The sequence below is a fragment of the Vreelandella alkaliphila genome (assembly GCF_016107625.1).
In the GTDB taxonomy this organism is placed as follows: domain Bacteria; phylum Pseudomonadota; class Gammaproteobacteria; order Pseudomonadales; family Halomonadaceae; genus Vreelandella; species Vreelandella alkaliphila.
This window is the reverse complement of record NZ_JABASV010000007.1, coordinates 186,982-198,977: the sequence shown is the minus strand read 5'-3', so window position 1 is coordinate 198,977 and position 11,996 is coordinate 186,982. Positions and strand designations below refer to the sequence as shown.

11 protein-coding genes are annotated in these 11,996 nt (G+C 52.8%); 10 read left to right on the top strand and 1 reads right to left on the bottom strand.

The window, feature by feature from the left end:
* Positions 1–3 precede the first annotated feature (3 nt).
* From rsxB to nth, 6 genes are read left to right on the top strand one after another with little or no spacing between them, the layout of a single operon-like run.
* Positions 4–606: an electron transport complex subunit RsxB gene (gene rsxB / locus JFC11_RS12555; RefSeq protein WP_038484697.1), complete on the top strand. Its 603-nt coding sequence runs from the start codon at positions 4–6 to the stop codon at positions 604–606.
* Positions 593–2,272 (top strand): electron transport complex subunit RsxC, encoded by a 1,680-nt coding sequence (gene rsxC / locus JFC11_RS12550; RefSeq protein ID WP_120386904.1) that lies wholly within the window; start codon positions 593–595, stop codon positions 2,270–2,272. The genes rsxB and rsxC overlap by 14 nt, the downstream gene beginning before the upstream one ends.
* On the top strand, positions 2,269–3,318 hold the full coding sequence (locus tag JFC11_RS12545; RefSeq protein ID WP_198349675.1) for an RnfABCDGE type electron transport complex subunit D: 1,050 nt from the start codon (positions 2,269–2,271) through the stop codon (positions 3,316–3,318). The genes rsxC and JFC11_RS12545 overlap by 4 nt, the downstream gene beginning before the upstream one ends.
* The gene (gene rsxG, locus JFC11_RS12540) at positions 3,315–3,974 is read left to right on the top strand and encodes an electron transport complex subunit RsxG (protein WP_198349674.1); all 660 of its coding nucleotides are present in this window, start codon (positions 3,315–3,317) and stop codon (positions 3,972–3,974) included. The genes JFC11_RS12545 and rsxG overlap by 4 nt, the downstream gene beginning before the upstream one ends.
* Positions 3,971–4,672, top strand: coding sequence for an electron transport complex subunit E (locus JFC11_RS12535; RefSeq protein ID WP_198349673.1), 702 nt, complete (start codon positions 3,971–3,973; stop codon positions 4,670–4,672). The genes rsxG and JFC11_RS12535 overlap by 4 nt, the downstream gene beginning before the upstream one ends.
* A 15-nt stretch (positions 4,673–4,687) precedes the next feature.
* On the top strand, positions 4,688–5,326 hold the full coding sequence (nth, locus tag JFC11_RS12530) for an endonuclease III (RefSeq protein WP_198349672.1): 639 nt from the start codon (positions 4,688–4,690) through the stop codon (positions 5,324–5,326).
* A gap of 53 nt (positions 5,327–5,379) precedes the next feature.
* On the opposite strand, the gene JFC11_RS12525 is transcribed toward nth, so the two are convergent.
* On the bottom strand, positions 5,380–6,438 hold the full coding sequence (locus tag JFC11_RS12525) for a tRNA-queuosine alpha-mannosyltransferase domain-containing protein (RefSeq protein ID WP_198349671.1): 1,059 nt from the start codon (positions 6,436–6,438) through the stop codon (positions 5,380–5,382).
* A 153-nt stretch (positions 6,439–6,591) separates the two neighbouring features.
* Between JFC11_RS12525 and JFC11_RS12520 the strand changes: the two genes are divergently transcribed.
* From JFC11_RS12520 to JFC11_RS12505, 4 genes are read left to right on the top strand one after another with little or no spacing between them, the layout of a single operon-like run.
* Positions 6,592–6,966, top strand: a complete 375-nt coding sequence (locus JFC11_RS12520) for a response regulator transcription factor (RefSeq protein ID WP_038484719.1) — start codon at positions 6,592–6,594, stop codon at positions 6,964–6,966.
* The gene (locus tag JFC11_RS12515) at positions 6,963–9,023 is read left to right on the top strand and encodes a 3'-5' exonuclease (RefSeq protein WP_198349670.1); all 2,061 of its coding nucleotides are present in this window, start codon (positions 6,963–6,965) and stop codon (positions 9,021–9,023) included. Before JFC11_RS12520 ends, JFC11_RS12515 begins: the two co-directional genes overlap by 4 nt.
* Entirely contained in the window at positions 9,020–9,223 is a 204-nt protein-coding gene (locus JFC11_RS12510) for a hypothetical protein (RefSeq protein WP_120386899.1), read from the top strand. The genes JFC11_RS12515 and JFC11_RS12510 overlap by 4 nt, the downstream gene beginning before the upstream one ends.
* Positions 9,224–9,225: 2 nt before the next feature.
* Entirely contained in the window at positions 9,226–11,994 is a 2,769-nt protein-coding gene (locus JFC11_RS12505; RefSeq protein ID WP_198349669.1) for an ATP-binding protein, read from the top strand.
* Positions 11,995–11,996: the final 2 nt, after the last annotated feature.

Genomic DNA, 11,996 nt, shown 5'->3' with positions numbered 1-11,996 from the left:
GCCATGGGAGACATCTTTTCTTGGTGGGGCATTCTCAGTGCAGTGGGTGTGTTGACCGGAATTGGAATAACGTTTGGGGCACTACTGGGAATGGCCAGTGTGCGCTTCAAGGGCGAAGAAAATCCGCTGGTAGAGCAGATTGATGCGCTGCTGCCACAAACCCAATGTGGCCAGTGCGGCTACCCAGGCTGTCGGCCGTATGCCGAAGCCATCAATCAGGGCGATGCGTTAAATAAGTGCCCGCCTGGCGGCGAAGCGACTATTCACGCATTAGCCGACTTATTAGGCCGAGAGCCTGTGCCACTGGATGGCGAAGCAGCCACCGAAGATACCGTCGCATTTATTCGTGAAGCCGAGTGCATTGGCTGCACTAAGTGCATTCAAGCATGCCCAGTAGATGCCATTATTGGCGCTGCAAAGCAAATGCATACAGTGATAGAAGATGAATGCACCGGCTGTGATTTGTGCGTTGCGCCCTGCCCGGTCGACTGTATTGATATGTTGCCCAGAAGCAAGCCTCTCAACCAATGGCAGCCTGTCGTCACCAACGCACCTTTAATCACCAGCGATCGCCAGCTAACCAGGAGCCAGCATGCCGGCCTATGAATTTCCGGGCGGCATTACTCCGCCCGAACGAAAAGATCGCTCGAACCAATCGCCGCTTCGCAACGCGACTTTGCCTACCCAAGTAACACTTCCGCTCAAACAGCATTCAGGTAATCCCGCGATCCCCTGTGTTGCTATCAATGATACGGTTCAGGTGGGTAGCCTAATTGCCCAGCGAGACGGCATGGTATCGGCCAACCTGCACGCCAGTATTAGCGGGACAGTGACTCAGATTAGTGATAACGCCATCACCATCGACGCTGATGGCTTAGATCGCTGGCAAGTGCTGCCCTCTCTTAACTGGCGTGCCGAAGACCACCAAACGACCATTGCGAGACTAGACAGCTGCGGGCTAGTAGGCCTTGGTGGTGCCGGTTTTCCCGCTTATATCAAAGCCCAAATAGCGGATCATCACCGCATTGATACGCTCGTCGTCAACGCCGCCGAATGCGAGCCATATATCACAGCAGACGACTTGGCTCTTCGCCACTATCCAACCGAGATACTGGAAGGCGCGCAAATGGTCGCTAGGCTCTGCGGTGCCCATCAGATTGTGGTGGGTATTGAAGATAATAAGCCCGAAGCGATCCATGCATTAAAGGAGGCGCTCTCTCACTTTCAACAGTCTGACTGCCAGCATCCAGTGAGCATAACGATGAAGGTCATCGAGACCCGCTACCCCAGCGGTGGTGAGCGCCAATTGATCAAGAAACTGCTCAACCTCGATGTTCCCAGTGGTGGCCTTCCTGCCGATGTCGGTGTTCTCTGTCACAACCCCGGCACACTGCTGGCAGCGCTATACGCAGTTCGTGATGGCAAACCTTTGGTCGAGCGAATTGTCACCTTGACGGGAGACGCCATCAGCACACCAGGCAACTACTGGGTACGCCTTGGTACATCTATTGAAACGCTGCTTCAGCAGGTAGGGTTAGCAAACCAGCAGCTTCATCAAGTCATTGTGGGCGGCCCGATGATGGGCTTACCACTCACAACACTTGATGTCCCGGTGACCAAAACGACAAACTGCTTGATTGCAGCCACCCGTGAAGAACTTCCTCCAGCCCCCAGTGAGTCTCCCTGCATTCGCTGTGGCGCTTGTGAAAGTGTTTGCCCTGTTCAGCTTCTTCCGCAACAGCTGCATTGGTATGCCCGTGCAGAGAACGACGCTACATTGGAAAAATTCCACCTATTTGATTGTATTGAGTGCGGTGCCTGCAGTTATGTTTGCCCTAGTTATATCCCATTAGTACAAGACTATCGTTCGGCAAAGCAGCGTATTCGCGTTAAGCGCATTGAGTCCGCCAAAGCCGAGCACGCTAAACATCGATTTGAATTTCGTCAGGCTCGCCTGGCGCGCGAGAATGCCGAGAAGCAAGCTCGTCGCCAAGCGAGGCAGGCACAAAGTCGTCAGACGTCAGATAGCTCAAAGGCAACCGACAGTACAGTGCAAGTGGTGGATTTACGCAGCTTGCGCATTGCTCAAACCGCCGCTAAAGCGGCAGTGAGAAAAGCTGAAAAAACCCTCGCAAGGGCTGCAGCAGAAGACCCAAGTCAGCGCCACGATGATTTAGAAACTCAACTTGCCACCGCCCAAGAAAACCTTAAGGCAGCTGATACTCGGCTGGCTGAAGCTCGCGCCACGATGGCACAACAGGAATCGCCATGAGCATGATGCACGCCTCGCAGCGAACGACTGAATCATTAAATACGATGCCACCCACCGCCCATCTAATGCGATGGGTAATCGTCGCCACCGTGCCTGGGCTTGCCGCAATGACGTTTTACTTCGGCCTGGGCGTTATTAGCAATGTGCTTTTAGCAGCCCTGTTTGCACTCGGCGCAGAAGCGCTGGTGTTAAAACTTCGCCAGCGCCCGTTACAGCCTGCACTTAGAGATTCAAGTGCAGTATTAACCGGCGTACTGTTAGGTGCATCGCTACCACCTGCTAGCCCCTGGTGGCTCCTTGGGATAGGCGTTATTGCGGCCATCGTGGTTGCTAAACAACTGTATGGCGGCCTAGGACAGAATCCTTTCAATCCCGCCATGGTGGGCTACGCACTACTACTCGTATCGTTTCCCACTTACATGACGTTATGGTCGCCGCCGCAGCCTCTAATCTCTGAAAACCTATGGGTCCAGATAAGCGGTACCTTACCGACTTCCACACTTGATGCACTAAGTGGTGCTACGCCGCTAGATGCCTTTAAACATAAAGGTGAAACGGTACTGGCCAGCGAATTTTGGGCTAGTCAGCCTTTACCTGAAGGGACATTGAACGCTTGGCGCAACGTCGCGCTAGCCTGGTTAGCAGGTGGACTGCTATTAATTGCCAAACGGATTATCAGTTGGCATATCCCTGTTGCAATGCTTGTTAGCATAACAGTGCTCGCCACGCTTTTTTATGCCAGCGACCCAAGTCACTTTGCTTCACCACTGTTTCACCTAACCACAGGTGCAGCAATGTTTGGGGCCTTTTTCATTGCCACCGATCCCGTCTCGGCAGCGACCAGCCGCCGAGGAAAACTGTTTTTCGGCGCGGGGATTGGCGCGTTGGTCATGATTATTCGCACGTTTGGCGGCTACCCCGATGCCGTGGCATTTGCCGTTTTACTAATGAACTTATGTGTACCGCTATTGGATCTCTATACCGTGCCACGCCCTACGGGCCAGCCTAAAGCACAGCAGCATGCAAAGCACGGTGACTCACCATGACGCCCCGCCAAGCCATGCTACGCGGCGCTTTCGCCTTAGGAATGTTCTCACTGGTCACTGCTGGCAGCGTTGCGTTGACCCGTGCGGTGACTGCCGAGCGTATCGCTGATCATCAGCTAGCCTATCAACACCGCCAACTGCAGGATGTATTGCCTGCCGCATTAACAGATATAGCGGTTCAAACGGTTTTAGATGGCGTATTCAAGCTCCCTAACCCGGAACAGTTGGGGCACCGCGAACCTCAACATGGATGGTATGTCCAGCGCGATCATCAGCGGGTCATCATCCTGCCAGTCGTTACTCGCCAAGGTTACAATGGCGAAATTCGGCTAATGGTGGGCATTGACCAGCAACAACGCATTACCGGTGTGCGCGTTACCCACCATCAAGAAACGCCTGGGCTTGGCGATGACATTGAGCGCCAGCGAAGTGACTGGATAACCGAGTTTAATGGCTTGAGTTTAAACAGCCTGCCGCCAGGTGGATGGGCCGTACGTAAAGATGGTGGCCACTTTGACGCTTTTACGGGCGCCACCATTACGCCACGCGCAGTCGTCAACGCCGTCCATAGTGCACTGAGCTATGTCACCGAACATGTCGCCGAAAACGCCACCGAAACAGAACTCCCTATCACCTTCGAAGAGTCCAGCCAATGAGTCAGTGGCGCGAACTAGCCCGAAACGGCCTATGGTCGAATAACCCTGCTCTCGTTCAGTTATTGGGGCTATGCCCCTTACTGGCTGTTAGTGGTAGCGTTGTCAATGCACTGGGATTGGCATTCGCTACCCTGCTTGTCATGGTGGGCGCTAGCACTACTATTTCACTGATTCGCCACCAGGTTCCCAGCGCAGTAAGACTGCCCGCCTTTGTCATGGTGATTGCCGCTTTCGTGACCTGCGCTGAGCTTTTAATGGCTGCATTTGCCTATTCGCTTTACCAAGTGTTGGGGATTTTTATTCCGCTGATTGTCACTAACTGCGCCATTTTAGGGCGTGCAGATGCGTTCGCTTCCCGCCAGCCAGTCATACCGGCTGCCATTGATGGCTTTATGATGGGCCTCGGGTTCGGTGCCGTATTGATTCTGCTCGGGGCACTTCGCGAGCTACTTGGGCAAGGCACGCTGTTTAGCGATATGGCGCTACTATTTGGGCCTATTGCTACCAACTGGCAACTCACCTTCGTAGATGATTATCAGTTTTTGTTTTTCGTGCTGCCGCCCGGGGCTTTTTTCGTTGCGGGGCTATTGATTGCGTTAAAGAATGTACTTGATCAACGCCGTAGCGCTCGCGCGCAACCTGCTCAAGCAGTGCCCCGAACAGATCGTCGAGTACGTGTTACTGGCACTATCAAATAACCAAGAGAGCATCCGATGAATGCCCAAAAGCGTTATGAAATTTTTGCTCGCCTACAGGCGGAGAATCCCCATCCCACGACTGAGCTAAACTGGAGCACGCCCTTTGAACTGCTAGCAGCAGTGCTGCTGTCTGCTCAAGCGACGGACGTGGGCGTTAACAAGGCCACTGACAAGCTTTTCCCTGTGGCCAATACGCCGCAAGGAATTATTGACCTGGGTATCGATGGGCTAAAAAGTTATATTAAAACCATCGGGCTGTTTAACACTAAAGCCGAAAACCTGATGAAAACCTGTCACTTGCTGATCAATCAACATGGTGGCGAGGTGCCTAAAACACGCAAAGCGCTGGAAGCCTTGCCGGGAGTAGGGAGAAAGACCGCCAATGTGATTCTAAACACCGCGTTTGGTCAGCCCACCATCGCCGTAGACACGCACATTTTTCGAGTTTCTAATCGCACGGGTATCGCCAAAGGCAAAGATGTCGTTGAAGTTGAGCAAAAGCTACTACGCCATGTTCCAAATGCATTTAAACAGGACGCCCACCACTGGCTGATTCTACATGGGCGCTATACCTGCATTGCCCGCAAACCACGCTGCGGCAGCTGCATTATTGAAGACCTGTGCGACTATAAAGACAAAACCGAACTTGCTTAAGCCCACTGGTTGTTAACGTGAGCAAAGCAGGACCTCGACCAACAATTCAGTGATCAGTGCCCCATCAAAAGCGCACGGTAAGCGCGACGCCATTCGGGCCACTGCCACTGCTGGGTATTCAACAGTGCTGGTTGGCTAGCGGGATCGGTTAACCAAGCGTGCAGTCGTTGGTAAAGCCCCTCTTGCGTGCCATCAAAGCGATAGTCATTAGGGTAGAGTTCGGGGAAACACAGCCTGTCGGGTACTAGCGGAATCGCGCCGCGCTGGGCAGCTTCCATAATGGCTAACCCCTGGAACTCGTGCCAAGTAGTAGAGACCACAATACCACCACCCGCTAGCAACGCTCGGTACTCTGCTTCTGGCTGCGGCCCCCAGCAAATCGTGTGCGCCGCCAAGCGTTCTTCTGCCTCTTCAAAAATAGCGGGTACATCACGAAATCGCTGCCCAAGCACCGCCAGCTCAAAAGGAACCTGCTGCTCACTCAGCTTGAACAGCACCGCAAAGAAATCCTCGGGGTTTTTATCGTACTCCCAACGATGATTCCAAATAATCCGCCGTGGGTGTGCGTTAGTTGGGGAGGCTTTACCTGACGGCATTATTGGCACAGGCAACACTTTTGACTGTTGGCGTAAACGCTCTAACGGTTTAGCTGCTGGCAGGTTTTCAGGCATCTTTTTTAACCACCGCCGCGCGCCGTCAAAAAAAGAATCACGGTTGTAGGCGGTATTAAACACCAACGTATCCGCCGCCAACGCCGCGTATAAATTGACCATTTTGGCCTCCACTTGGGAGATTTGATCACTAGACTCTGGGTAAGCAAACTGGTTTTCATGAAAGTAAACAATCTTTCTGGCACGCCCTAAATGAGGGAATAAGCCAACGAGCGTGGCAATATCGACCATCGAAGTGGCTAACACAACCTCATAGGGTTCACTCAGTGTCTCATACTCTTTTAACCACCAACTCAATGGGTTACCGCGGATTCGCCACGAAAAGTGGCGTGGCGGCAAGCTCAGCAACGTCCAAGAGACATCATTTACTTCAGCCATCAGACTTTGTGCCCAATAGCGGTGACTAACAGCCTCATAAGCAGACAATAATAAAACGCGCATAAACACCTTAATAAAAGCCCATTAAGCGAAGTAAAAAGCAGCCACTTGATGAGAGACGTTACGAGCATTCGGCCAAGGTCGTCTTGGCCTAACCTGTCGCGCTACATACACTCTAATCAAACACCTAACAACGACCCCTTTAGGGAGGGCATCATGGCCAAAGTACTCGTGGTCGACGACGAGCCCAATATTGTACTGTCTCTGGAATTTTTAATGGAGCAGGCAGGCTTTCAAGTTGTCACCGCCTACGACGGAGAAGCCGCACTCGAACGTATCAACGATTCCGCCCCCGACCTGCTGCTGCTTGATATCAGCCTGCCCGGAATCAGCGGTTTTGATGTACTAGAGCATCTTCGCCGTTCAGAAGCGACGGCCCAACTGCCGGTCATTATGCTGACCGCCCATGGGCGAGATATCGAACGTGAGAAAGGCTTAGCGCTAGGGGCTGATGACTACATCACCAAACCGTTTTCGACCCAGTCGCTAATTGAAAAAGTTAAATCACTGCTCAATGGTAACCCGCAATGACCCGTGATGGGCTCCCTAAACGTCAGCGACTCATTGGCCTATGGCTGCTGCTAAGTGGTATCAGCTTGCTGGGGGGCGCTATTTTTGCTGCGTGGCTGGATGCTCAGCTTTCGCCTACTGGCCCTACCCGTGTAGCGCTCTGGTTGGGCAGTTTTTCCGGCGGCGCAACGATATTTTTAGTTGGCCTGCTACTAGAACGCATGCTGTTCACCCCTCTACGCCATTTACAGGTTCAGCTAGCCAGATTAGTGGCAAACCCAGATGCTCGTGATGAACACCCACCAGAAGGCTGGCTAAAAGGGCTTGGCCCTGACCTACGAAGGGTGCATGAGAGCTGGCGCATTGACCGCAATCAATTAGCCACGGCTCATGCCGATGGCGCACGCAGCGCCGCAAAAATACGCCGCGAATTAGAAACGCTGCTACAAGTACTCGAAACCCCTTTATTGCTATGTGACCACCACCGCCGTTTGATGCTATTCAATCAGGCCGCGGAAGATTTCTTTGGCGATAATACGGCGTTAGGCTTGGGTAAACGCTTAGAAGCGCTACTACCCGTTGCCAGCCTACAACAAGCTCTCAGCCAACTACCAGCGGATGGTTCGCCCCGTGAACTGCTTGCCCCTTGTGATAACCGCTGGTTAAAGGTTGTGCTACGTCGAGTTCCTGGCAGTGATGGAGAAACACTACTAACGTTTAGCGATGCAACCGCGTCCTGGTCAAATGAAATGGGTGTTAGAGCAGAACTCGCCACCAAGCTACCCCTCCTACGCCAACATACGGCAAGCCTGACCAGTGCAGCGGATGCACTGATACAACTGCGCCATAACGGCACTGAGAACCCTATGTTACGCCAGCGGTTCGAGCAGGTAATCCAAGAGGAAGGCGCCACCCTAGGTGATAATGTTGGTCAAATCGGACAGTTATTGGATGATTTGCAACATCAAGGCGAGCGCTTAACCCCCATGTGGTCGAATGACTTCTGGCAAGCCCTGGATGAACGCTTAGATCCAGCGCATCGGCTCATCACCCCCGTCGGCATGCCTGCCTGGTTTAAAGGCGACGCACCGGCACTGATTGTTCTGTTTGATTCCTTAGTCAAGCATCTTAATTCTCACCTGCCGGTTAGCCATTTTGAAGGTGAGATATGCCTTGGCAACAAGCGGGTTTATTTGGACTTAATTTGGCAAGGCAGCCCCTTACCAGAGCATGAGCTAGCGAAATGGCGTCGCCAGCCTCTGCCATCGCTGCCGCTTAATCCGCTGGTGTCAGACGTACTGCGCCAGCATGCGAGCGATATTTGGAGCCTTGCTGACGATGATGCTATTCATGCGCGCCTGCGCCTGCCGCTACCAGCCATGGAGCGCGTCGGGGCGCCTCGAGAAACCGCACCTCCGCGACCAGAGTTCCATGATTTCGGCATTGCTGACCTGCCGCCACCCGATGAAGAATTGGCTAACCGCACGTTACGCAGTTTAGAGGTGGTTGCATTTGATACTGAGACCACCGGCCTTGAGCTTCGCCGAGGGGATACGGTGATTAGCCTAGGGGCTTGTCGGGTGGTCAATGCGCGGCTGTTGGCCAGCGAGGTCTTTGATCAAAAAGTCGATCCGAAACGTCCAATCCCCCCTACCAGTACAGCGATACACGGATTGACAGATGCTGATGTGGCCGGCGCGCCGCCCCTTGATATTGTCCTAACGCGCTTTCGAGATTACGTCGGTGAAGCGGTTTTATTAGCGCATAATGCCGCGTTTGATATGCTCGCCATTACTAACAAAGGGGTTGTCTTTGATATGCCTGTCATCGATACCTTATTAATCTCAAGAGCATTAGACGAAGCGTTAGATGGGCATGATTTAGATACCTTGGCACAACGATACGATCTTACGTTCCCACCAGGCACTCGCCACACGGCGCTTGGTGACGCCCGTGTAACCGCTGAGTTATGGCTAGCGTTGTTACCCCGGCTTGAAGCACGTGGCGTGGATACGTTAGAGCAGCTGTTGGCGCTGCAGGCCAACGCGTTTGATCGCCAGGATGCCAGTGCCTCATGAAACATCCAGGCTCACGGCAAATCGAGCGTTTAATAGCCTTATTCGCCCTAGCAACACTGCTCTTCAGTCCCCCACTGATTATCATGGTTGACCGGCTCACCTCTTTGAGCATGAGCTGGCTGCCGCTTTATCTGTTTATTGCTTGGGGTGCGGTAATTGGCCTCACCGCCTGGTTAATGGAACAACGTTCGGGACGCTGATCATGCGTACAGATGCAGTGATTCTAGGAACGGCATTTGGCTATTTGGCGCTTCTATTTGTCGTCGCCGCGTGGGGGGACCGTCGTGCCGAGCAGGGCCGATCATTAATTGGCTCGCCCACGGTATATGCGCTATCGATTGCCGTTTACTGCACTGCCTGGACGTTCTATGGCAGCGTGGGACGCGCAGCAGACCATGGCCCCAGCTTCCTGCTTATCTATCTTGGTCCAACCCTGGCGATGCTTCTCGCCCCTGTCGTCATTCGCAAAATGGTACGCATCGCATCCCGCCAGCGCATCACTTCTATTGCTGATTTCATTAGTGCTCGTTATGGCAAAAGCACCAGCTTAGGCGCACTCGTTGCATTAATGGCCCTTATTTGTATAACGCCCTACATTGCACTGCAGTTAAAAGCGATCACCGTTAGCCATGCAGTACTTGTGAACTACCCCAATACAGCGGATGCCACCCTGGTTGATGAGCGTTTCTGGCTGGACAAATCGCTTTGGGTCGCCTTAGTGCTTGCGGTATTTATTATACTTTTCGGCACCCGCCATCTCGATGCCAGTGAACGACATGAGGGAATGGTTGCTGCTATTGCCTTGGAATCACTGGTGAAGCTAATTGCGTTTATGGCCGTCGGTATTTTTGTGGTGTTTGTGTTGTATGAAGGCCCCAGTGCGCTATTCGCCAGCGTCGCCACAATGCCAGAAATAGCGGAAAAAATGGGGTTGGAAAGCGTACCAGGCGGTGCCACTGGCTGGGCCGGAATGCTAATACTTGCTTTTCTGGCTTTTTTAACCCTGCCTCGTCAGTTCCAGGTGCTGGTTGTCGAAAACGTCGATGAACAGCATTTAGCCAGGGCGAGCTGGTTATTTCCGCTTTATATGTTGCTCATCAACCTGTTTGTTATTCCTATCGCCTTTGCTGGTCTTCTGTTAGGAGCTGGCGCGGGCGATTCCGATAGTTTTGTGCTGACACTACCCCTTTCTGCAGGGCTTGAAGGATTACCCTTACTCGTATTTATAGGCGGTCTTTCAGCAGCTACTGGCATGGTGATTGTTGAAACGATTGCACTTTCTACCATGGTGAGTAACCAGCTCATTATGCCCTTACTGCTAAGAACACAACGCCTTCACCTGAGCACGTCCGGCGAGTTGGCAGGTTGGCTGTTGGGCATTCGCCGAATTGCCATCGTTTTGATACTGCTGCTTGGCTATCTATATCACGCGCTGATTGGTGACTCCTACAGCCTTGTCACTATCGGGCTTGTCTCCTTTGCGGGGGTGGCACAATTTGCCCCAGCCCTGTTAATTGGCCTCTACTGGCGCGGCGCGACTCGCCAAGGAGCCACCGCTGGCTTAATCGCAGGCTTTTTAGTCTGGTGCTATACGTTACTGCTGCCAGGTTTTGCCCAATCCGGTTGGTTAGATGCAACGTTTCTAACTCAGGGGCCATGGGGCATTTCATGGCTGATGCCTTACCGCTTATTTGGCCTGGAAGATTGGGATATTTATTCCCACGCACTGCTGTGGAGTATGCTGGCAAATGTTGGCTTACTGATTGGCGTGTCACTTTTTAGCCGCCCTACGCCACTTGAGCAAACCCAAGCCGCCCTTTTCACTGGCGCCTTACACCCTAACTTGCAAACGACCTCTTTATGGAGAGGACAGACGACTCAAGGCGCCTTAAAAGAATTACTTATTCGCTACCTTGGCAACCAAGTCACCCATCGGGTGTTTAACCAAAGCATTAATAAAAGCGACTACCGCTCAGACGAACCGGCAACGGCCGATCTAATTACCCGTTCAGAGCAGGCGCTAGCAGGCTCTCTTGGCAGTGCATCAGCGCGCGTACTAATCAATTCAGTGGTACGCGGAGAAGCACTGGATCTTGAGTCGATTTTGAGTATTTTAGACACCACGTCACAAACCCTGGAGTACAACCGTCGACTAGAGCAAAAATCACAAGAATTAGTCGCCGTAAGTGACGAGCTACGCAGTGCCAATGAACAGCTGCGCGAGCTTGACCGCCTGAAGGACGAGTTTGTCGCTATGGTAAGTCATGAGCTTCGAACCCCGCTAACCTCGATACGCGCGTTTGCCGAAATATTACGCGATAGTGATCAATTACCCGATGAAAAACGCCAACATTTTCTGGGCGTTATTGTCCATGAGAGCCAGCGTCTTTCGCGTTTAATCGAGGAAATTCTTGACCTTGCGCGCTTAGAGAGCGGTCGCTTGACGCTTCATCCTGTCACCCTCGACCTAGCAGCCCTAGCGAGGCAGAGCATCGATGCAGTTGCCCGCTTACATGAAGATCGAGGTATTACCCTCGATATCAGTTTAGCGGCTGACCCCGCCATGGTGGTCGGTGACCAAGACCGCTTGGAGCAAGTCATTATTAACCTGCTCGATAACGCCAGTAAATTTGCTGACCGCCAGCAGCCTCAAGTGCGGCTGGCACTTTATCGGCACCGTAATCATTTTCGTTTAAGCGTTGAAGATAACGGCCCAGGTATCAGCGCTGACGAGCGTGAGCGCGTATTTGAGAAATTTCATCAAATACAGCAAAGCGGTGAGACACCACGCGGGCGCCCCAAAGGTAGCGGCCTTGGCTTACCTATCAGTCGAGGCATTATTGCTCACATTGGTGGAAGGCTTTGGGTGGAAGACGCTAAAACGCTAGGTGGCGCATGCTTAACCCTAGAGCTGCCAGCAGCCCCTAAGGAGTCAACTCTAAGTAACTCTTCGCAGCTTACAGGGGAATAGCC